The 20,506-nt window shown below is 70.2% G+C and carries 19 protein-coding genes; 10 read left to right on the top strand and 9 right to left on the bottom strand.

What is annotated here, in order from left to right:
* Nucleotides 1-78: 78 nt before the first annotated feature.
* Entirely contained in the window at nucleotides 79-1,119 is a 1,041-nt protein-coding gene (locus ACVDFE_RS40995) for an NAD(P)-dependent alcohol dehydrogenase (RefSeq protein WP_360397978.1), read from the bottom strand.
* A 142-nt stretch (nucleotides 1,120-1,261) separates the two neighbouring features.
* On the opposite strand from ACVDFE_RS40995, the gene ACVDFE_RS41000 reads away from it, so the two are divergent.
* A complete protein-coding gene (locus ACVDFE_RS41000; protein WP_360397976.1) occupies nucleotides 1,262-2,137 on the top strand; it encodes a helix-turn-helix transcriptional regulator in 876 nt (291 codons plus the stop codon).
* A 50-nt stretch (nucleotides 2,138-2,187) separates the two neighbouring features.
* Here the strand turns inward: ACVDFE_RS41000 and ACVDFE_RS41005 are convergent, their stop codons facing one another.
* Nucleotides 2,188-2,964: an SDR family NAD(P)-dependent oxidoreductase gene (locus ACVDFE_RS41005; protein ID WP_458434186.1), complete on the bottom strand. Its 777-nt coding sequence runs from the start codon at nucleotides 2,962-2,964 to the stop codon at nucleotides 2,188-2,190.
* Between the two features lie 76 nt (nucleotides 2,965-3,040).
* On the opposite strand from ACVDFE_RS41005, the gene ACVDFE_RS41010 reads away from it, so the two are divergent.
* The 6 genes from ACVDFE_RS41010 (at nucleotide 3,041) to ACVDFE_RS41035 (ending at nucleotide 10,883) form a co-directional block, all read left to right on the top strand.
* Entirely contained in the window at nucleotides 3,041-3,628 is a 588-nt protein-coding gene (locus tag ACVDFE_RS41010; protein WP_458434187.1) for a TetR/AcrR family transcriptional regulator, read from the top strand.
* A gap of 207 nt (nucleotides 3,629-3,835) precedes the next feature.
* Nucleotides 3,836-7,723, top strand: a complete 3,888-nt coding sequence (locus ACVDFE_RS41015) for a non-ribosomal peptide synthetase family protein (RefSeq protein ID WP_458434188.1) — start codon at nucleotides 3,836-3,838, stop codon at nucleotides 7,721-7,723.
* The gene (locus tag ACVDFE_RS41020) at nucleotides 7,720-8,640 is read left to right on the top strand and encodes a pseudouridine-5'-phosphate glycosidase (protein WP_458434189.1); all 921 of its coding nucleotides are present in this window, start codon (nucleotides 7,720-7,722) and stop codon (nucleotides 8,638-8,640) included. Before ACVDFE_RS41015 ends, ACVDFE_RS41020 begins: the two co-directional genes overlap by 4 nt.
* The gene (locus ACVDFE_RS41025; protein WP_458434190.1) at nucleotides 8,637-9,302 is read left to right on the top strand and encodes an HAD family hydrolase; all 666 of its coding nucleotides are present in this window, start codon (nucleotides 8,637-8,639) and stop codon (nucleotides 9,300-9,302) included. The genes ACVDFE_RS41020 and ACVDFE_RS41025 overlap by 4 nt, the downstream gene beginning before the upstream one ends.
* Nucleotides 9,299-9,964: a uracil phosphoribosyltransferase gene (gene upp / locus ACVDFE_RS41030; protein WP_458434191.1), complete on the top strand. Its 666-nt coding sequence runs from the start codon at nucleotides 9,299-9,301 to the stop codon at nucleotides 9,962-9,964. The genes ACVDFE_RS41025 and upp overlap by 4 nt, the downstream gene beginning before the upstream one ends.
* A 13-nt stretch (nucleotides 9,965-9,977) precedes the next feature.
* Nucleotides 9,978-10,883, top strand: coding sequence for an EamA family transporter (locus ACVDFE_RS41035; protein WP_360397962.1), 906 nt, complete (start codon nucleotides 9,978-9,980; stop codon nucleotides 10,881-10,883).
* Here ACVDFE_RS41035 and ACVDFE_RS41040 read toward each other — a convergent pair.
* Nucleotides 10,865-11,437 (bottom strand): dihydrofolate reductase family protein, encoded by a 573-nt coding sequence (locus ACVDFE_RS41040; protein ID WP_458434192.1) that lies wholly within the window; start codon nucleotides 11,435-11,437, stop codon nucleotides 10,865-10,867. The two genes, ACVDFE_RS41035 and ACVDFE_RS41040, sit on opposite strands and share 19 nt — an antisense overlap.
* A 179-nt stretch (nucleotides 11,438-11,616) precedes the next feature.
* Here ACVDFE_RS41040 and ACVDFE_RS41045 point away from each other — a divergent pair, with 179 nt between their 5' ends.
* The gene (locus tag ACVDFE_RS41045; protein ID WP_360397958.1) at nucleotides 11,617-11,820 is read left to right on the top strand and encodes a hypothetical protein; all 204 of its coding nucleotides are present in this window, start codon (nucleotides 11,617-11,619) and stop codon (nucleotides 11,818-11,820) included.
* Nucleotides 11,821-11,889: 69 nt separating this feature from the next.
* Nucleotides 11,890-12,513, top strand: coding sequence for a leucine-rich repeat domain-containing protein (locus ACVDFE_RS41050; protein ID WP_458434193.1), 624 nt, complete (start codon nucleotides 11,890-11,892; stop codon nucleotides 12,511-12,513).
* Between the two features lie 41 nt (nucleotides 12,514-12,554).
* Here ACVDFE_RS41050 and ACVDFE_RS41055 read toward each other — a convergent pair whose 3' ends face one another.
* The 5 genes from ACVDFE_RS41055 to ACVDFE_RS41075 are packed head-to-tail and all read right to left on the bottom strand — an operon-like array spanning nucleotide 12,555 to nucleotide 18,423.
* Nucleotides 12,555-13,172, bottom strand: a complete 618-nt coding sequence (locus ACVDFE_RS41055) for a thioesterase II family protein (RefSeq protein ID WP_458434194.1) — start codon at nucleotides 13,170-13,172, stop codon at nucleotides 12,555-12,557.
* A complete protein-coding gene (gene asnB / locus ACVDFE_RS41060; RefSeq protein ID WP_360397952.1) occupies nucleotides 13,150-14,907 on the bottom strand; it encodes an asparagine synthase (glutamine-hydrolyzing) in 1,758 nt (585 codons plus the stop codon). The genes ACVDFE_RS41055 and asnB overlap by 23 nt, the downstream gene beginning before the upstream one ends.
* A complete protein-coding gene (locus ACVDFE_RS41065; protein ID WP_458434196.1) occupies nucleotides 14,907-16,523 on the bottom strand; it encodes a non-ribosomal peptide synthetase in 1,617 nt (538 codons plus the stop codon). Before ACVDFE_RS41065 ends, asnB begins: the two co-directional genes overlap by 1 nt.
* A gap of 13 nt (nucleotides 16,524-16,536) precedes the next feature.
* Nucleotides 16,537-17,373 (bottom strand): fumarylacetoacetate hydrolase family protein, encoded by an 837-nt coding sequence (locus ACVDFE_RS41070; protein WP_458434198.1) that lies wholly within the window; start codon nucleotides 17,371-17,373, stop codon nucleotides 16,537-16,539.
* Between the two features lie 12 nt (nucleotides 17,374-17,385).
* Entirely contained in the window at nucleotides 17,386-18,423 is a 1,038-nt protein-coding gene (locus tag ACVDFE_RS41075) for a hypothetical protein (RefSeq protein WP_458434199.1), read from the bottom strand.
* Between the two features lie 194 nt (nucleotides 18,424-18,617).
* Between ACVDFE_RS41075 and ACVDFE_RS41080 the strand changes: the two genes are divergently transcribed.
* On the top strand, nucleotides 18,618-19,391 hold the full coding sequence (locus tag ACVDFE_RS41080; protein WP_458434200.1) for an SDR family oxidoreductase: 774 nt from the start codon (nucleotides 18,618-18,620) through the stop codon (nucleotides 19,389-19,391).
* 24 nt (nucleotides 19,392-19,415) lie between these two features.
* Here the strand turns inward: ACVDFE_RS41080 and ACVDFE_RS41085 are convergent, their stop codons facing one another.
* Nucleotides 19,416-19,970, bottom strand: coding sequence for an LmbU family transcriptional regulator (locus tag ACVDFE_RS41085; RefSeq protein WP_458434202.1), 555 nt, complete (start codon nucleotides 19,968-19,970; stop codon nucleotides 19,416-19,418).
* Between the last annotated feature and the right edge of the window lie 536 nt (nucleotides 19,971-20,506).

Here is a 20,506-nt window from a genome sequence, read left to right on the forward strand (position 1 = left end):
CTCCTTGCTGCTCAGGTCACCCTCGAACAACGCACCCGATCATGAGGATGGAAAAGGCTCGGTACTCGCAGATGCCGGTCAGATCGTGGCGGCGTCGATCACGAACCGGTACCGCACGTCGCTGGCCTGCACCCGGTCGTAGGCCGTGTTGATCTCCTCGGCGGTGATCAGCTCGATCTCCGCGCCGAGGGAGTGCTCCGCGCAGAAGTCCAGCATCTCCTGGGTCTCCGCGATGCCGCCGATCATCGAGCCCGCGAGGGTCTTGCGACCGCCGAGCAGACCGAACAGGTTGATCGAGACCGGCTCCTCGGGGGCACCGACGTTGACCAGCGCGCCGTCGGTCTTGAGCAGGCCGAGGTAGGCGGTGAGGTCGAGCGGCGCGGACACCGTGGAGACGATGACGTCGAACCGGCCCGCCAGCTCGGAGAACGTGGCCGGGTCGCTCGTGGCGCGGTAGTCGTGGGCACCGAGCTTGAGGCCGTCGTCCTTCTTGCGCAACGACTGCGACAGCACGGTCACCTCGGCGCCGAGCGCGGCGGCGATCTTCACGCCCATGTGGCCGAGACCGCCCAGGCCGACGATCGCGACCTTCTTGCCGGGGGCCACGCCCCAGTGCTTGAGCGGCGAGTACAGCGTGATGCCCGCGCACAGCAGCGGCGCGGCCACGTCCAGCGGCAGGGCGTCCGGGATGCGGACGACGAAGTTCTCGTCGACCACGATCTGCTGCGAGTAGCCGCCGTGGGTAGCCTGGCCATCCCGGCCGATGGCGTTGTAGGTCATGGTGTTGCCGTTGGCGCAGTACTGCTCCAGGCCGCGCAGGCAGTAGTCGCACTCGCGGCACGAGTCGACCATGCAGCCGACGCCGACGCGGTCGCCGACGGCGTGCCGGGTGACCTCGGAGCCGACCTCGACGACGACACCCGCGATCTCGTGGCCGGGGACCATCGGGAAGATGGCCTCGCCCCAGCCCTCGTTGACCTGGTGGATGTCGGAGTGGCAGATGCCCGCGTACTTGATGTCGATCAGGACGTCGTGCGCGCCGACGGCGCGACGCTCGATCGTGGTGCGCTCCAGCGGTGCCTTGGGTGCCGCAGCGGCGTAGGCAGCGACGGTGCTCATCAGGTTCTCCTCGTCTCGTCGTGTCACCGAGAACACTGCCCCGGTCGCCGGTCGCTACCCAGACACCTGGTTTTCGTACGTCCGCTGTGCCTACCACTGGCAGTAGCAGGCACGGTTCACGCAGGTCAGGGATACTCGGGGCATGACAGTGGACCCACGCACCGAGCTGAGCGAGTTCCTGCGCAGCCGCCGGGCGCGGCTGTCACCCGACGACGTGGGGCTGCCGCGGTTCGGCCGCGCCCGCCGCGTCCCCGGTCTGCGCCGCGAGGAGCTGGCCCAGCTGGCGGGTGTCTCGGTCGCGTACTACACGCGGCTGGAACAGGGCAACGGCCGCAACGTCTCGGCCGAGGTCTGGGACTCGATCGCCCGCGCCCTGCGGCTGTCCGACGCCGAGCACGCGCACCTGCGCAACCTCACGCGCAGCCGCACCGGCACGAAGAAGAAGGCGCAGCGCTCGCACGTGCGCCCGGCGTTGCAGCACCTGCTCGACAACGTCGGCGTGCCCGCGTACATCGGCGGCCGGCGTTCCGACGTCCTCGCCTGGAACCCGATGGCCGCGGCGTTGTTCGGCGACTGGTCCGAGCTGGAGCCGCGCGAGCGCAACTGGGGCCGGCTGATCTTCCTGCACCCGTCCTACCAGGAGCTGTTCGCCGACTGGCAGAGCAAGGCCGCCGACGTCGTCGCCTTCCTGCGGATGGACGCCGGGTGCTACGCCGACGACCCGGAGCTGGCCGCGCTGGTCGGCGAGCTGTCGTTGAAGAGCGCGCTGTTCCGCAAGCTCTGGGCCAAGCACGACGTGAAGGAGAAGTCCTTCGGCACCAAGGTGTTGCGGCACCCGCTGGTGGGCGAGATGACGCTGGCGTACGAGACGCTGCGGATGCCCAGCGAGCCGGAGCTGTTCTTCACCACCTACCACGCGGAACCGGGTTCGGCGTCCGCGGAGGCGTTGCAGCTGCTCGCGAACTGGGGCCGGGACGCGACCAGGGCGGGCACGTCGGTGCACAACCACCAGTCGTGAGAAGGCTGCCGCGCACCGGAACCGTCGCCTGGCCGCAGGGCACCTGAGCCTCAGGCCGACAGCGCGGCCATCGCCCTGACCGCCTGCCGCCTGCTGAGCAGGCGCGACAGGCTCACCAGGACCCGGTTCGCCCGCCCGACCGCGATGCTCGGCGGTGGGTTGCGCCGGTCCAGCGCCCGCAACGCCGTGCGCACCACCAGCTCCGGCCCGACCTTGCGCGCACCGCCCGAGGCCTGCTCGCCGGCGACGGCGAAGAACTCCGTCTCGGTCGCGCCGGGTGAGAGCGCGAGCACCCGCAGGCCGCTGCGCCGGTGCTCCTGCCACAGCGCCTCGGTGAAGCTCAGCACGAACGCCTTGGCCGCGCCGTAGACCGCCATCCGCGGCGTCGGGTGGTAGGCGGCCATGCTCGCGACGTTGACCAGCACCCCGCGCCCGGACGCCACCAGCTCGCCGAGGAACGTCCTGGACAGCTCGACCACCGCGGAGACGTCGAGCGCGATCTCGGTGCGCAACCGTTCCACGTCCTCCTGCGCGAACGGCCCGTACGTGCCGAACCCGGCATTGTTGACCAGCCCGGTCAGCGTGAGCCCGCGGGCCCGCAGCCCGGCGGCCAGCTCCGGCACGGCGTCCGGCTGGGTGAGGTCGCACGGCAGCACGGTGACCTCGACACCCTTCAGCTCGGCGGCCAGTGCCTCCAGCCGCTCCGCCCGGCGCGCCACCAGCACCAGGTCAGCGCCCCTGCGGGCGAGCTCACGGGCGAACTCCGCACCGATCCCGGCACTGGCACCGGTGACGAGGACGCGAGCACCTCGGTAGTCGATTGTCACTTCTGGGCCTCCCTGGCATCGAGTGCCAATCTAGCACCAGATGCCAGGAGTGCGCCACGGCACTAGGGTTGGCGGCATGTCAGAGCGCCTGTGGGACCGCACCCGCCGCCGCGTCCAGGAGGAGGTCGTGGACGCCGCGCTGGCGTTGTTCCTGGAGCAGGGCTTCGAGGAGACGACGGTCGACCAGGTGGTGGCGGCGACCGGGATCTCCCGGCGCTCCTTCTTCCGCTACTTCGGCTCGAAGGAGGACATCGTCTTCGGCGACCTCGCCGAGCAGGGGCCGGTGATCCTGGCGGCGCTGCGCGCGCGTCCCGACGACGAGCCGATCTGGGAGGCGCTGGCGCACGCGTTCGAGGTGATCGGCGAGCACACGAGCTTCGAACGCGGCGCCGCGATCGGGCGGCTGGTCGCGACCACCCCCGCGTTGCGCGCCGCCCACCTGGAGAAGCACCTGCGCTGGCAGGAGGCGCTGGCCCCGGAGGTCGAACGCCGCGTCGGCACCGGTGGCGCCCCGGCCGGCCTCGTCGGCGAGGCGATCGTGGCGACCCTGCTGGCGTGCCTGGACGCGGCCAGCACGGTGTGGCTGCGCCAGGGCGGCGGCGACCTCGGCGAGCTGCGCCGGCTCACCTGGCAGGCGCTCGACGCAGTCCGAAGTGGACGATGACCGGGCCTTCCACGTCGGCTTGACGCCCTCACCGGCCCGCACGGGCCGGACCGACCGTCCTCAGTGGAACGACCCTGGGTCCGACGTGCCGTGACGGCCTCGTCTCGGCACGTCCTCCAGACGGATTCGAGGCGCCGTTCGTACGTTTTCCACCGCACTGGGCTCTCGTACCCATTGGTCACCACCGACGCCTTGGGGGCTTCTCGCATGCCGAACGCAGCTTCAGTCGACGGTACGCAGCGCGACGGCGGGTGCCTGCCCGACCTGCTGCGCAAGCAGGTCGAGGAGCACCCCGACCGCACGGCCGTGGTGTTCGGCGACAGCAGCCTCAGCTACGGCGAGCTGTTCGAGCAGAGCTCCGCGCTGGCGACGCACCTGCGCAGACTGGGCATCACGGCCGACGACTGCGTGGGCATGTTCGTCGAACCGTCGCTGGACCTGGTGGTCGGCGCGTGGGGCATCCTCTGCAGCGGTGGCGCGTACCTCCCGCTGAGCCCCGAGTACCCGGAGGAACGCCTGCGGTACATGATCGAGCACTCGCGCACGAACGTCGTGCTGACCCAGCCGGAGCTCAAGGCCCGCCTCGCGGAGCTCGCGCCGAGCGGCACCAGGATCGTCACGCTCGCCGACTGCGACGAGGCGTTCGACGACGGCTTCAGCCCCGCGCACGACAGCCTCGCCTACATCATCTACACCTCCGGCAGCACCGGTAAGCCCAAGGGCGTGATGATCGAGCACCGCAGCATCGTCAACCAGATGCTGTGGCTGCACGACGCGCACGGCATCGACGGCACGAAGCGCGTGGTGCAGAAGACGCCGATGAGCTTCGACGCCGCGCAGTGGGAGATCCTCGCACCGGCGGTCGGTAGCACGGTGGTGATGGGACAGCCGGGCATCTACCGCGACCCCGAGATGCTGATCGGCACGATCCGCGAGCACGACGTCACCACGCTGCAGTGCGTGCCGACGTTGCTGCAGGCGCTGATCGACACCGAGGAGCTCCACACCTGCACGAGCCTGCGGCAGATCTTCAGCGGCGGTGAGGCGTTGTCCCGCACGCTCGCGGTCAGCGCGACCGCCACCATGCCGGACACGCAGCTCGTCAACCTCTACGGGCCGACCGAGACGACGATCAACTCGTCGTCGTTCACCGTCGACCCGGCGCAGCTGGCGAACGCCCCCAAGTCCATCTCCATCGGAGCGCCGGCCGCGAACACCACCTACCTGGTGCTCGACGAGAACCGCGACATGGTGCCGCTGGGCGAGATCGGCGAGCTGCACATCGGCGGCCTCCAGGTCGCCCGCGGGTACCTGCACCAGCCGGAGCTGACCGCGGAGCGGTTCGTGGACGGCATGTTCCGCACCGGCGACCTGGTCACGCAGAACCCGGACGGCACCGTGCAGTTCGCCGGCCGCGCCGACAGCCAGGTGAAGCTGCGCGGCTACCGGGTGGAGCTCGACGAGATCCGGCTCGCGATCGAGACGCACGACTGGGTGCGCAACGCGGCGGTCATCGTGAAGTCCGACGAGCGCACCGGGTTCCAGAACCTGATCGCGTGCGTCGAGCTGAACCCCAAGGAAGCCGCGCTGATGGACCAGGGCAACTCCGGTGCCCACCACCAGTCGAAGTCCTCCCGGTTGCAGGTCCGCGCGCAGCTGTCGAACCCCGGCGTGCGCGACGACCTCGGCGGGCGCGAGGCGTTCGAGCTGCCCGGTGAGGAGGCGTCCTGCCTGCAGCGCAAGGTCGTGTTCTCGCGCAAGTCCTACCGGTTCTACGAGGGCGGCGCGGTCACCGCGGCCGACCTCGCCGCGTTGCTGGGCCGCCAGGTCGACGCGACCGGCTCGAAGGACCCGAAGTCCGTGCGGTTCGCGGAGCTGGGCGAGATCCTGCGCTACTTCGGCGCGCACTACAGCGACCAGCGGCTGCTGCCCAAGTACGGCTACGCCTCGCCGGGTTCGCTCTACGCGACCCAGATCTACCTGGAGCTGCACCACATCGCGGGCCTGCCGGCGGGGTTGTACTACTACCACCCGCTGCGCCACCAGCTCGTCCGGATCACCCAGGTCGAGGAGCAGGAGCCGCAGGTCAAGCTGCACTTCATCGGGCGGAGGGCCGCCATCGAGGGCGTGTACCAGAACAACGTCCAGGAGGTCCTGGAGATCGAGACCGGCCACATGGTCGGCCTCTTCGAGGAGGTCCTGCCCGGCTACGGCCTCGACCTGCGGGCCGCCGCGCACACCCCCGAGACCAAGGACCTGCTCGACGTCGCCGACGAGGACCACTACCTCGGCACGTTCCAGCTGACCGCCCACACCGGCCCGCGCACCGACGACGCCGTCGACGTCTACGTCCAGACCCACCCCGGCAAGGTCGCGGACCTGCCCGCGGGCCAGTACCGCTACCGCGACGGCGAGTTCGAGCGCGTCTCTGACGAGCTGGTGCTGCGCAAGCACGTCATCGCCATCAACCAGGCCGTGTACGAGCGGGCCAGCTTCGGCGTCACGGTCGTCAGCCGCACCACCGAGCCGTGGCGCGAGTACGTCGACCTCGGCCGGACCATGCACCGGCTGTCCGCCAACGACGTCGACCTCGGTTTCATGTCGTCGGGCTACAGCTCCAAGTCCGGCAACGACCTGCCGTCGGCCAAGCGCATCAACGGCGTGCTGGCCGACCTCGGTGAGGCGCCCGGCCCGTCGTACTTCTTCCTGGGCGGCAAGGTCTCCTACGCCCAGCGGCGCAGCCCCGGCATGAACGAGGACGTCGTGCACATGAAGGGACCGGCCGAGCTGATCCGCGACGACCTGGTCAACTTCCTGCCCGACTACATGATCCCGAACAAGGTCGTGGTGCTGGACGCGTTGCCGGTCACCGCGAACGGCAAGATCGACGTCAAGGCGCTGGAGAAGTCAGACAAGACCAACGCCGACGACAACGACCGCCCGTTCGTCGCCCCGCGCACCACGACCGAACGCCGCGTCAGCGAGCTGTGGAAGAAGCTCATGAAGCGCGAGACCGTGTCGACGCACGACGACTTCTTCGAGACCGGCGGCAACTCGCTGATCGCGGTCGGCCTGGTCAACCGGATCAACAAGGACTTCGGCACCTCGCTGCCGTTGCAGGTGCTGTTCGAGTCGCCGACGATCGAGCAGCTGTCCCGCCGGGTCGACGGCGTCCACGAGGGACCGATCTCCCGGCTCGTGCCGATGAGCTCCGGCGGCACCGGCGCACCGGTGTTCTGCTGGCCCGGTCTGGGCGGCTACCCGATGAACCTGCGCACGCTGGCGAGCAAGTCGGAGAAGACGTTTTACGGCGTGCAGGCGCACGGCATCAACGAGGGCGAGACGCCGTACCGCACCATCCGCGAGATGGCCGCCGCCGACGTCGAGGCGATCAAGAAGGTCCAGCCGGAGGGCCCGTACACGCTGTGGGGCTACTCGTTCGGCGCGCGGGTCGCGTTCGAGACGGCGCACCAGCTGGAGCAGGCCGGGCACGAGGTGCGCACCCTGTTCCTGATCGCGCCGGGCTCGCCGAAAGTCCGCGACGAGCGCGACAGCAACGAGGCCGCGTACGACAACAGGGCGTTCGTGACCATCCTGTTCTCGGTGTTCGCGGGCAGCATCACCGACCCGCGGCTGCAGCGGTGCCTGGAGGTGGCGCGCGACGAGGAGAGCTTCGCCGGGTTCGTCAGCGCCGAGTTCCGCGACCTCGACCCCGAGCTGGTGCGGCGGATCATCCGGATCGTCACCGAGACGTTCTCCTTCAAGTACACCTTCAGCGAGCTCGCCGAACGCACGATCACCGCGCCCATCACCATCTTCAAGGCGCGGGGCGACGACTACTCGTTCATCGAGGGCAGCGAAGGTTTCTCTGCAGTGCCCCCCGTCATCGTCGACCTGGAGGCGGACCACTACAGCCTGCTGCGCGAGCCCGACATCGACGAGCTGATGACCGCCATCGGCCAGTCGCAGGTGCGCCGGCAGGTCGAGCTGCACGCCGCCGCGCACGTGCCGGTGCTGCTCACCGACGAGCAGATGTCCGAGCTGATCGAGGCCGTGACCAAGGCGGTCACGCTGGCGATCGGAGGTAGTTCGTGAGCATTCCCCTGGTGTACAGCGAGGAAGTGGCCGAGGCGATCACCGCCGGACAGCCCGTGGTGGCGTTGGAGTCCAACGTCATCACGCACGGCCTGGACTACCCGGACAACGCCGAGACCGCCCGCAGCGTGCAGGACGCCGTGCGCGCGGGCGGCTCGGTGCCCGCGACGATCGGCATCGACGGCGGCCGCATCCTCGTCGGCATGACCGACACCGACATCGAGCGGTTCGCGTCCACACCGAAGATCCCTAAGGTCAGCAGCCGGGACCTGCCGATCGTGCTGGCCCGCGGCGGCATGGGCGCCACGACCGTCGCGTCGTCGGTGATCGCCGCCGAGCTCGCCGGGCTGAAGTTCTTCTCCTCCGCGGGGATCGGCGGTGTGCACCGCGGCGCCGAGCGGACGATGGACGTGTCGTCGGACCTGATCCAGTTCACCCGCTCGAAGGTCGCCGTGGTGTGCGCGGGCGCGAAGAACATCCTGGACCTCGGGCTCACCCTGGAGTTCCTGGAGACGCACTGCGTGCCGGTCGTGTCCTACCGCTCCGACGACTTCCCGGCGTTCTACTGCACCTCCAGCGGGTTCCGCAGCCCGCACCGGATCGACGACCCCGCGGTGCTGGCGCGCGCGGTCGAGAACCACTGGTGGCTCGGCGGCCCCGGCTCGTTCCTCGTCACCACACCCACGAAACCGGGGGACGCGATCGACGGCGGTGAGGTCGAGTCGGTGATCGCCGAGGCGGTCGAGCGCGCCGAACGCGAGGGCGTGACCGGACAGGCGATCACGAAGTACCTGATGAAGGCCGTCGAACGCGCCACGGAAGGCCGTTCCGCCAAGGCGAACACCGCGGTGCTGGTCAGCACCGCCGAGGTCGCCGGCGAGCTGGCCGCCGCCCACGCGAGGGAGTTCAGCCGATGAGCCGCCGCTGCGTGGTGTTCGACCTCGACGGCACGCTGGTCGACACCCCGACCGGGATCGTCACGACGTTCGCCGCCGTGTTCGCCCAGCTCGGACTGCCCACTGCGGACTCGGACGCGATCCGGTCCACGATCGGGCTGCCGCTGCCGGCGGCGTTCGCGAAGCTGCTGGGCGTCGCGGCCGACGACCCGGTGGCCGCCGACTGCGTGGAGCTCTACCAGTCGACGTTCCGCCGGATCGTGCTGCCGATGGCCACCCGGCTCGTGTTCCCCGGCGTGCACGACGGGTTGGAGGAGCTGGCGGACGGCGGTGTCCTGCTCGCCGTGGCCACCAGCAAGTTCATCGCCAACGCCGAGGCGCTGCTCACCGCGGCCGGGCTGCGCGAGCACTTCGCCGTCGTCGTCGGCGCGGACCAGGTGCCCGCGCCGAAGCCCGACCCCGCCTCCGGGTTCGTGGTGCTCGACGCGCTCGACGTGGCCGCGGCGAACGCGGTGATGGTCGGCGACACCACCCACGACGTGCTGATGGCGCACGCCGCCGGGATGGCGTCGATCGGCGTGACCTACGGCGTGCACAGCGTCGAACAACTGCTCAGCGCCAACCCCACCTGGCTCGTCGACTCGTTCGCCGGGGTCGTGGCCGCTGCCAAGGAGTGCCCGTGATCTCCATCGAGGCCTACCTCGAGAAGAACGTCCACCTGTTGCCGCAGACCAACCAGCTGCGCGCGATGCACACGATCGTCCGCGACCGCGAGGTGTCGCGCGAGGAGTTCGTCTTCTACACCGAACGCATCATCCGGCTGCTCGTGGAGGCCGGGCTCGACCTGCTGCCGTTCACACCGCGCGACGTCACCACCCCGGTCGGCGCGACCTACCACGGGTTGCGGTTCGCGGAGGACCTCGTCGGCGTCCCGATCGTGCGGGCGGGCGAGAGCATGGAGGCCGGGCTGCGGGCGGTGGTCAGGGGCGTGCGGATCGGCAAGATCCTCATCCAGCGCGACAAGGTGACCAAGCTGCCGAAGCTGTACTACTCGGCGCTGCCGGAGGACATCGCGTCCCGCCAGGTGCTGCTGCTCGACCCGATGCTCGCGACCGGTGGCACCGCGCTGGCCGCGGTTCAAGTGCTGCTCGACCACGGGGTGCTAGAAGAGAACATCGTGTTCGTCACCTTCATCACGGTGCCCGAGGGCATCGAGGCGGTGTGCTCGCGCTACCCGCGGGTGCGGATCGTGACGTCCGCGATCGAGGAACGGCTCAACGAGAACGCCTACATGCTGCCCGGCATCGGTGACTTCGGGGATCGGTTCTTCGGCACCGACAAGTGACGGGGGCAGTGCCATGAAGGGCAACCGACTGCTGGCGGACTCGGCGACCACCGCGCTGGCACCGATGATCTGGGGCAGCACCTACCTCGTCACCACCCAGCTGCTGCCACCGGACCGGCCGCTGCTGGCCGCGGTGGTGCGCGCGTTGCCGGCGGGGCTGATCCTGTTGCTGTTCGGGCGCATCCTGCCCACCGGCATCTGGTGGTGGCGCGCGCTCGTGCTGGGCACGCTGAACATCGGCGCGTTCTTCTTCCTGCTCTTCGTCGCCGCCTACCGGCTGCCCGGCGGGGTCGCGGCGCTCGTCGGCTCGGTGCAGCCGATGGTCGTGCTGGTGCTCGCCGCGCTGCTGCTGGGCGACCGCGTCCGGCTCCCCCACCTGCTGGCGTGCCTGGCCGCTTCGGCGGGGGTGGCGCTGCTCGTGCTGAAGGCGACGGCGCAGCTGGACGTCGTCGGCGTGCTGGCGGCGCTGGGCGGCGCAGTCTGCATGGCGTCGGGCATCGTGCTGACCAAGCGGTGGCAGCGGCCGGCCGAGGTCAACGTGCTGCTGTTCACCGGCTGGCAGCTCACCGCGGGCGGGATCGTGCTGCTGCCGGCCCTGTTCCTGCTGGAGGGCCTGCCGAGCACGATCAACGGCACCAACGCGCTCGGCTTCGGCTACCTGATCGTGCTCGGGTCGCTCTTCGCCTACTCGGTCTGGTTCCGCGGCACCGACCGGGTGCCGGCGATCGGGCTGTCGTTCCTGGGGTTCTTCAGCCCGCTCGTCGCCACCCTGCTGGGGCTGGTGTTCCTCGGTCAGACGCTGTCGCTGCTCCAGCTCATCGGCGCGCTGGTGCTGATCGGCTCGATCGTCCTGGTCCAGCTCACCCCGGCACGACCGGTGGCCGTGCCGGAGCGCGAGCGTCAGCGCGTGACGTCGTAGACCAGCTTCTGGATGCCGTTGGAGTAGGACTCGCTCTCGACCAGCGTCAGCAGCTGCTTGTCCTTGTCGGTCTCGCTGAACAGCCGCTTGCCCGCGCCGAGCAGCACCGGGAACACCAGCAGGTGGTAGCGGTCGATCAGGCCGGCGTCGGACAGGCTGCGGTTCAGCGTCGCGCTGCCGTGGATCGAGATCGGGCCGCCGTCGGTCTCCTTGAGCGCGGCCACGTCGTCGAGGGAGCGCAGGATCGTGATGTCGCCCCAGTTGCCGACGAGCTGGTCCTCCTCCAACGTGCTGGAGACGACGTACTTCGGCATCGCGTTGTACCGCGGGAAGTAGTCGAGCGCCGGCCACACCGGGGAGAACGCCTCGTAGCTGACCCGGCCCATCATCATGGCCGCGGCCTCCTCCTGCTCACGGCCCTTGATCTCGTAGGCGGCCTCGTCGAACGCGATGTCCTTGAAGGTCCAGCCGGAGCTGCGGTGGCCCGGCTCGCCGCCGGGGGCCTCGACGACGCCGTCGAGCGAGACGAACGCGGTGGCGATCAGGGTGCGCATCGATCTTCTCCTCAGGTGCTCCGGTGTGCTCTCACCAGCACGTCGATCGGGAGCGGCCGCGATCGACACGCGCATCCTGCCTGATTTCCCCGTGAACGACCGGTCAGGAATCGAGAAGCACGGACCGCACCCGTGCTCATACCGTTGACCTCGACAAACACCCGACTGGGAGGTTCGAGATGAGCAAGCGGATGCGCCGGTTCCACCGCGTCGTGAGCATGGTCTTCATGGTCACGGTCGTCTTCACGGCGGTCGCGCTGACGGTGGACAGCTCGGTGGTGTGGGTGTCGTACGTGCCGCTGCTGCCGTTGTTCGTGCTGATGGCCACCGGCGTCACCATGTGGTTCCGCCCGCGCCGCCGAGCCGCCCAGGCCCAGGTCTAGCCGTTCGGCGTGCAGGGCAACCCGGTTGATCCCGACGGGCCGAACGGTGGCAGCGATACCCTGCCCGTCATGGGGGAGACCGAGGACGGGTGCCGGTGCGTCGACAGGACCCGGCAGCTCGTGCGCTTCCACCCGGACCGCCAGAACCCGGCGTCACCGGGCTGGCTGCACCTGCTGGAGGTGGTCGAGGAGGCCGCGGCAGACGGGCGCGCGTTGTTCCGGCCGTTGCGCGAGCTGAGTCCCGTGGAGCAGCACCAGATCATCACCCTGCCACCCACGATCGCGAAGCTGACGGCGGTCGAGGTGCTGGACCTGCGCGGGTCGAACCTGGTCCGCGTGCCGCCGGAGATCGGTGCCATGACGAGCCTGCGGCGGTTCGACCCGCACACCTCGCACCGGCTGCACTGGTTCCCGTACGAGCTGACCCGCTGCCGGAACCTCACCGAGAGCCGGGTCAGCGCGGACGCGCTCTACGCGGACCACGTGTTCCCGGTGCTGGTGCCGCCCACGACCGACCTCTCCCGCCTCGACCCCGGCACGCACGGCACCGAGCACGTCCGCGCGTGCAGCGTGTGCGACGGCCCCGTGACCGAGCTGCACCAGCGCTGGGTCGTGCGACACGTCGCCGAGGCCCTGGTTCCACTGCTCGCGAACACCTGCTCGCCCGCCTGCGCAGCCAAAACCTCCCCCTAGCCCCTCCCTTGCTGCCCAGGCAGATGCCAGGAGAGGGCTGGTCAGAGCAGGTCGGGGGCCTCCAGCAGGGCTGAGTGGCCGCCGGGGAACTCGGTGCGGGTGAACACGCCCGTGGTCACCTCGGCCCACGCGGCGACACCGGCCGGGGACGTCAGCGGGTCCTCCTCGCCGTGCGCGGCGAAGACCGGGCACCGCAGCACCGGGTGGTCCGACGGCCGGAACTCGCCCAGCAGCGTCATGTCCCGCGCCGCGGTCTCCACCACGACGTCACGCCACTCCCCCGCGACGAGCCCCGGCGCCACCCGCTCCAGGTACGCCTCGGTGTCCGAAATGGACTCCGGTGCCACGGAATGCCGGGACGGCGCAACGGCTCCGAGCACCACCAGCCGTTCGACGGCGACACCGGACGTCTCCAGCACCCCGGCGACCGCATAGGCCACGTAGGCGCCGAAGCTGTGCCCGACGAGCACCGGCCGTTGTCCGGTCACCTGCTCCGCGCACGCCTCGACCAGCGCACCGAACGACGCCGCCGGCGCGCTGCGCCCGAACCGCCCCGGGTACTTCACCAGCGTCCCCGAGCGCAGCAACGCCCGGCAGTCGCTGCCGTAGGACCCGGCACCGGGGAAGACGAACACCTCAGACCCGCAACCCGAGCTCATCCACCACCATCGCGATGCTGATCGCACTCAACCGGAAGTCGAACTTGTCCGTGCCCGGCGCGACGGTCAGGGACCCCGGCGCCAGCACCCCGCTGGCCACCACGAGCTCCTCCCACCGCGCCCACGTCACCGGGTCCACGACGGAGTCCAGGTCGTAGGCGGTGAACCCGTGCTTGCCCCGGTTCAGCACCGAGTCCGGCACGATCCCGCGGTAGGCCGACCGCAGGCACGCCTTGCCCTCGAAGTCCGCCACCTTCTCCGCGTCCGGGACCCGCAACGCCGCCGCCACCACGCCGTTGCCCAGGAACGGGTACCGCCCCTCGACCGAGTTCCGCATGACCATCGCGTCACCGTGGTCGCCGAGCAGGTGCCCGGACAGCTGCACGTGCACGTCCGCGACCGACCGCAGCTGCATGGGCGAGAGCGAGCGCACCTCGTCGTCGCTGAACGGGATCAGCCGCGAGCGCCAGAACTCCGCGCCCCGCAGGGCTTCCTGGACCTCCGGCGCGAGGAACGCCGTGCGGCGCGAGGACACCTTGTCCCAGTTCACCTCCCACGCGAAGTCGGCCCTGCCCCAGGCCTGCTCGTTCTCGTCACGACCGGGCCGACGGCCGCGGCCCGCGCTGTCGAACGCGTAGGAGTCGTAGCCGAAGAACAGCTCGTCGGCGCCCTCACCGGACACCACGCCCTTGATCCCGGCGGACCGGACCGCGTCGGCGAGCATCATCGCGGCGACGTTGTAGGTCTCCCGCTGCGGGAAGCAGCAGTGCCGCACCATCTTCTCGAACGACGCGGTGATGTCGGAGACCCCGCACCGGATCTGCTCGTGCTTGGTCTCGGCGAGGGCGGCGACCTCGCGCTGGAACCGGCCCTCGTCGAGCGACGGGTCGTCGAACACCACCGAGAACGTCCTCATCGGACGGTCCACGAGCGACGCCGCCTCCAGCACGATCGCCGTGGAGTCGAAGCCACCGCTGAGGTACGCGCCGATCTCCACGTCCGCGTGCAGCCGCGCCGACACCGACTCGCGCAGTGCCGACCGCAGCTCCTCCGCGGGCACCGGGTCCTCGGTGAAGTCGCCGTAACGCCAGTACCGCACGGTCTCCACGCCGTCGGCCGAGATCCGGACCGCACATCCCGGCGGCACCGCGGACACACCGTGCACCAGCGTCCTGGGCGCGACGACGTTGCCGAGCGAGAAGTACTGGTCCACCGCGGTCACGTCGACCCGCCACGCCTGCCCCGCGCACTGCACCAGCGCCTTGAGCTCGGAGCAGAAGTGCACGGACGAGCCCACCGCCGTGTAGTACAGCGGGCAGACGCCGAACCGGTCGCGCGCCAGGTACAGCGCGTTCTCCGCCCGGTCGAACACCACCGACGCGAACTGCCCGTCGACCTCCGCCAGCCCCGCGATGCCGTGTGCCGCGACGAGGTCGGGGATCACGGCGACGTCCACGCCGTTGGCCGGGTCGGTGCCCAGCCGCGCCTTCAGCGCACGGGCGTTGTAGATCTCGCCGTTCGTCATCGCCACGAACCGGCCGCCGCGGTCCTCCGCCGGCTGCCAGCCGTCGACCAGTCCGGTCATGCCGAGCCGGCCCAGCTTCACCGCCAGCGTCGGCGTGTTCAGCGAGTACGTCTCGTCCGGGCCGCGGTGCACGAGCCGGGTGTGCATGGCCGCGGCGACACCGCGGTCGACCTGGCCGTCGGGCGCGAACGTCCCGCACACGCCGCACATCAGGCGCTCCGCTCGCGCAGCGCGGTGGTGAGCGACTTCAGGTTCTCGGCGCGCAGCACGTCCCGCACGCCCGCGTCCATCCAGCCGAGCCTGCGCAACTCGTTCACCAGCACCACGGTCGAGGCCGAGTCGCCGCCGATGTCGAAGAAGTTGTCGTCCAGGGAGGCGTCGGAGACACCGGTGAGCTGCCGGGCCAGCGCGAGCACCCGGTCCTCCGGCAGATCGGTCACCGCCGCCGCCGTCGTCGTGCGCGCGGCCCGCAGGGCGTCCCGGTCGACCTTCCCGTTGGGCGTGTACGGCATCTGTTCGATGCGCGTGACCACCGACGGCACCTTGTAGGGGTCGAGCACCGCTTCCAGATGGGCGCGCACGGCCCGTTCGTCGACCGTGCCGACGAAGTAGCAGACCAAGGCGTCCGCGATCTCGGAACCGTCGTGCGACTCGGCCGTCACGACCGCCTCGACCACGCCCGCCAACCGGCAGGCGGCGCTCTCGATCTCACCGGGGTCGAGCCGATAGCCGCGGACCTTCAGCTGCCGGTCGGCGCGTTCGACGAAGTACAGCCGCCCGTCGCGTTCCTCGACCACGTCACCGGTCCGGTAGGCGCCCTCGAAGCGCTGCACGCCGTCGGCGGTCAGGTACCCGATCGCCACGCTGCGCCCGATGATCACCAGCTCGCCGCGGGAGGCCGGGTCGCCGGGGCGCGGCACGACCTCGTACCCGCAGTCGCCGACGACCTCGCCCAGCGGCACGGTCTCCGTGTGCAGCGCCGGGTCGAGCACGTCGCTCAGCAGGTTGCAGACGGTGGTCTCGGTCAGCCCGTAGGCGTTGTGGAACGCCGCCACCGCCGACCACTTGCCGACCAGCGCCGGACGGCACGCGCCACCGCCGTTCACCACGTGCCGCAACGACATCGAGCCGGTCGGCTCGGTCGCGGTCAGCGCGAACGGCGTGGTCTTCAGGTGCGTGATCCGCAGGTCCTCCAGCGTGGCCTGCAGCACCGGGCCCGGCGCCAGCCGCGACTCGTCCACCACGACCAGGCAGGCACCCGAGGTGAGGGTCCAGAGGATCTCGGTGACGCAGCCGTCGAACGTGAGCCGCGCGAACTGCAACGTCCGGCAGTCCGGTGTCAGCTCCAGCCGCCGCACGTGGTCGGCGATCATCCGCGCCAGCGGGTCCACCGCGACCAGCACGCACTTCGGCTCACCGGTCGAGCCGGAGGTGTGGATCGCGTAGGCGGCCCCGGTCTGCCCGACCACCCGCTTCTCGCCGGGCACCTCGACGAGCTCACCGCCGCGGGCGAGCCACGCGACGCCGAGCGCGGCGACCTTCTCCGCGTTCGACGTGCTGTCGCGCGGGTCCAGCACCACGAACGGCCGGCCGGAGGTCAGCGCACCGGCCAGCGCGACGATCGTCGCGGCACCGCGCGCGGCCTCGACCCCGACGAACTCGCCGGGAGCGGTGCACGCTTCGAGCTGCCCCGCGAACGCCGCGACGCGGTCGCCGAGCTCGCGGTAGGTGATCGTCTCGGCCGCCGTCTCGACGGCGGCGCGATCGGCGTGCTCGACGAAGGCACGCCGGATCGCGTCCACGATGGAAAGCTGCTCAACCAACACGCCTGTCGCCCCTTCACGGTGCCTGTTTGACGGTGTGCACGAGCGTTCCGACCCCCTCGACCACCGCGCGGACGGAGTCGCCCGCGGAGATCACGGCGGCACCCGGAGTTCCCGTGCAGATGACCGTGCCGGGTGCGATCGTGCGGCCGGCGGTGAAGTACTCCACCAAATAGCCGAGGTCGTAGAGCATGTCGGAAACAGGTGCCGAAGACATGACTTCCCCGTTTCGCACGGTCGACACCTGAATTGTCGCGAAGTCGGCGATCTCGTCCACCGTGACGAGTTGCGGACCGACGCTGCAGAACGTGTCGAACCCCTTCGCCCACGGGATGTACCGCGGATTCTCCCGGATGACGTCCTCCGCGGTCATGTCGAGAACCGCGGTGACCCCGACGACGACGGAAAGCCATTCGTCGCGCCGCACGTTCTTGCACTCCGTGCCGATCACGAGACCCAGCTCGGCCTCGGCGGTGACGCGTTCGCTCTGCCGCGGCAGCTCGATCACACCGCCGTTGCCGATCAGCGCGTTGTCCGGGCGCAGGTAGGAGCCGGGCCCGGACTTGGGCTGCTCGGTCAGCAGGTCCTGGGAGTGCTTGCGGTAGTTGAGCCCGGCACCCCACACGGGGCCCTGCGCGATCGTGGCCGCGTCGCCCAGGTCGAGCTCGACTGCCCGGTCGGCGAGGGCTGCGACCTGCGCTTCGAGCTCCGGCCGGTGGTCGGGGACGAGCAGGTCGACCAGGCGCACCGGCTCCTCGTAGCCGGGGATGAGCGACAACGGCACCCAGCGCCCGTCGGGCAGGCCCGCGTGGACCTCGTGGCTGATGCCCGTGCTGAACCGCGCCAGCTTCACGGCGTCTCCCCCTCAGGCCCGAGCGCCGACGGTCGCGGGCGCGGACAACAGCTCGGCGGCGGCCCTGATGTCGGCGCCGTCGATGCTGCGGGTGGCCAGGCCGGCGGCCTTCTCCATCACCGACGCCGGGTCCAGCCGGTGCTGCTCGCACAGGTCCTCGACCAGCTGGTAGTAGTTCGAGTGCACGCCCAGCACACCGCCCAGGACCTGCATGTTCCGGTTGTCCGGCAGCACGTCGAGGTGCTCGCGGCAGAACTCGGCCATCCGGGACAGCTCGCGGTAGTCGTAGCGGTCGTCGCCCTTGACCTTGAGGATGCCGGCGAGCGACTCGGTCTCGGCGTTGCCGGAGCCGCGGCCGAAGCCGTGCAGGGTGCCGTCGACGATCGACGCGCCGGCCGTGAGCGCCGCGATGCTGTTGGCGTTGGCGAGGCCCAGGTTGTTGTGGCCGTGGAACCCGACGACGGGGAACGACCGCTGCACGACGGTGACGTAGCGGTGGACGTCGCTGGGCAGCATCGAGCCGTAGGAGTCGACGACGTAGACGCCCGCGACCTCCCGCGGCACGGCCTTGAGCAGGTCCGGCAGGGCCTCGTAGGGCGTGGAGCTGGACTTCATCAGGTTGAGGTAGACCTGCCCGCAGATCTCGGTGGCCCGGCGCAGGTAGTCGAGGTTGGCCGCGACCTTCTCGGCCTCCATGCCGACGCGCACGAAGCTCATGCCCGCCGCGACCAGCTCGGACATGGTCTCCAGGCGGCTGAACGACGGCTGCGCGAACACGCCCCACGTCGACGACCGCAGGTGGGTGCCCGCCAGCTCGCACCAACGGCGCAGCGAGATGCTGCCCGGCCGGTTGCCCGCCCGTTCCGCCTCGTACCCGACCCCGTGCGCGATCTCGATCTTCTGGATCGGGGTCGCGTCCAGCCGGCACATCAGTTCGACGACGAAATTCTCGTCGAACTGGAAATCGACGGCGTAGGAGCCGTCCCGCAACGTCGTGTCGAGAATTTCACTGGTCAACGGCAGCAGCAGTGGGTCGTATTCGGCAGTCATATCCATTCCCATAATCAGGTCGGGTGGTGACAAATGCCTAGCACGCGTTATCGCGAGGCCGCAACAAATAGCGCTCGTTCCACACCTCTTCCGGTCCTGCCGGTTGTCCTGTCGGCAGGACGCCGGTTGCACGTACCCCGGCGCACTGATATTCAATCCAACAACTCGCCGATTTCAGGTTTGGAGTGGGACCCATGGATCTCGGACTGACCGGGCGCACCGCACTCGTGTGTTCGTCGACCGGCGGAATCGGTGAGGCGGTGGCCCGTGCGCTAGCCGCGGAGGGGGCCGGCGTGGTGGTCTGCGGCCGCCGCGGCGACCGGGCGCGGGAGGTCGCCGCGTCGTTGCCCAGCGCGGTGGGCGTGGAGGTGGACCTGACGGCACCGGACGGCCCTGCCGCGCTGGTCGCCGCGACGACCGAGCGGTTCGGGCCACCGGACGTGCTGGTGCTCAACGGTCCCGGGCCGCGCCAGGGCCCTGCGCACGGGGTGGACGTGGCCGACGCCGACGGCGCGCTGGACGCACTGCTGCGCCCGCACCTGCGGCTCGTCGCGCTGTGCCTGCCCGCGATGCGGGACCGCGGCTGGGGCCGGATCCTCGCGGTCGGCTCCAGCGGGATCGCCGCGCCGCTCGCGAACATGGCGCTGTCGAACCTCGGCCGGGCCGCGCTCGCCGGGTACCTCAAGACGCTCGCCGGCGAGGTGGCCGCGGCCGGCGTCACCGTGAACATGCTGCTGCCCGGCCGCATCGAGACCGACCGGCTCGCCGCGGTCGACGCCGCGAACGCCGAGCGGTCCGGCCGCACCGTCGCCGAGGTCACCCGTGCCTCCCTCGCCACGATCCCGGCCGGCCGCTACGGGCGCCCGGAGGAGTTCGCCGCCGCGGCCGCGTTCCTGTGCGGTGAGCCGGCGTCCTACATCACCGGCACGGCGCTGCGCTGCGACGGCGGACTCGTCCGCAACCTGTGACAGCCGCCGGCGCCGGGCCGTCGCTCAGGAGACGACCCGCAGCCCCTGCCCCGAGCTCAGCGTGCGCTCGGCGGCCCGGTCGAGGTTCGTCACCAGCCACTGCTCGAAGTCCTGCCCGACCACGTCCGCCGCCTGCCGCCAGGTCTCGATCCGGTCCTGCGGCAGGCTGATGCGCGAGTCGGCCGAAACCTCATTTCCGGAGTCTTTTTCGCCGCGAATGGCGGAACGCAGCTGCCGGGTGGTCCAAGAATTCATCTCCGCTTGGCTGAGCAGGTATTCCTGGACATCAGCCGGCAGGGAGGCGACTTCCGCGTGGTGTTGAAAGGTCAACGCCGGACGCCGCCGGTGCAAATCGAACCGACCGGCCACCCAGGCGTAGTTGCGCAACGTCTGATAACTCAGACCGACCGCCCGCACCGCGTGCTGGTAGCGCTCGGAGTAGTGTTCTTTGCCGAACACGAGCCAGTCCCCCAGCGACCACGCCGAGGAGTCCACGAGCTCGGCCAGCCTGCGACCTGCCCGCTCCCACTCGTCGAAGCTCAACGCCGTGGGGATGCGCAGCCCGACCCGTGTCATCATCACCTGGTCATCGCTTCGACCTGCACGGTTGGCCGCAGCCCTGCGCCCTCGGACGTCTCCAGAGCCCATGACGTGTCCCCCTCCTCGTCACTTCCGCCGACCTCGTTGTCAACGCGCACCGACCACCGCCGCGGCCGTGCGGACCATGAAGGCGAACCGGACCGTTGACCGGTCAACCCGTAAATACAACTGCAGTAACGCGGCCGTGGCAGCCCGTCCGAATAGGCGAAACAATCCGACGAACTCCGCCCCAGCAGTCGTCAAAGCTCTTGGATCCGAGAGTAGAGGCTGCGCAGAACACTGACAAGGAAGCTCCGCCGGTGGTCAGAGGGCAAATTCCGCGTGGAGCGTCCGCATTCTTCAGGCCACTGATCGACGGGGCAACTCCAGCTTCAGTGAGCCGAAAAGGCTCTACTGTGGACGGCTTCCCACGAGCGGCTTCAGCCCGGTCGTGCGGGGCCGAACCTCCCCTGTGGAGGGCGTCGGGCACCGTTCCGCTGTGTCAACTGGCAACGCGGCCACCCGACGCCAGGCCG

The organism is Lentzea chajnantorensis (genome assembly GCF_054300775.1).

Bases quoted from the DNA above. Each gene is read 5' to 3' on its own strand.
- ACVDFE_RS41025 (WP_458434190.1), top strand. From the start codon at position 8,637: ATGAGCCGCCGCTGCGTGGTGTTCGACCTCGACGGCACGCTGGTCGAC.
- ACVDFE_RS41045 (WP_360397958.1), top strand. From the start codon at position 11,617: ATGAGCAAGCGGATGCGCCGGTTCCACCGCGTCGTGAGCATGGTCTTC.
- ACVDFE_RS40995 (WP_360397978.1), bottom strand. From the start codon at position 1,119: ATGAGCACCGTCGCTGCCTACGCCGCTGCGGCACCCAAGGCACCGCTG.
- ACVDFE_RS41050 (WP_458434193.1), top strand. From the start codon at position 11,890: ATGGGGGAGACCGAGGACGGGTGCCGGTGCGTCGACAGGACCCGGCAG.
- ACVDFE_RS41010 (WP_458434187.1), top strand. From the start codon at position 3,041: ATGTCAGAGCGCCTGTGGGACCGCACCCGCCGCCGCGTCCAGGAGGAG.
- ACVDFE_RS41055 (WP_458434194.1), bottom strand. From the start codon at position 13,172: ATGAGCTCGGGTTGCGGGTCTGAGGTGTTCGTCTTCCCCGGTGCCGGG.
- ACVDFE_RS41015 (WP_458434188.1), top strand. From the start codon at position 3,836: ATGCCGAACGCAGCTTCAGTCGACGGTACGCAGCGCGACGGCGGGTGC.
- ACVDFE_RS41000 (WP_360397976.1), top strand. From the start codon at position 1,262: ATGACAGTGGACCCACGCACCGAGCTGAGCGAGTTCCTGCGCAGCCGC.
- ACVDFE_RS41085 (WP_458434202.1), bottom strand. From the start codon at position 19,970: ATGATGACACGGGTCGGGCTGCGCATCCCCACGGCGTTGAGCTTCGAC.
- ACVDFE_RS41040 (WP_458434192.1), bottom strand. From the start codon at position 11,437: ATGCGCACCCTGATCGCCACCGCGTTCGTCTCGCTCGACGGCGTCGTC.
- asnB (WP_360397952.1), bottom strand. From the start codon at position 14,907: ATGTGCGGCGTGTGCGGGACGTTCGCGCCCGACGGCCAGGTCGACCGC.
- ACVDFE_RS41035 (WP_360397962.1), top strand. From the start codon at position 9,978: ATGAAGGGCAACCGACTGCTGGCGGACTCGGCGACCACCGCGCTGGCA.
- ACVDFE_RS41075 (WP_458434199.1), bottom strand. From the start codon at position 18,423: ATGACTGCCGAATACGACCCACTGCTGCTGCCGTTGACCAGTGAAATT.
- ACVDFE_RS41080 (WP_458434200.1), top strand. From the start codon at position 18,618: ATGGATCTCGGACTGACCGGGCGCACCGCACTCGTGTGTTCGTCGACC.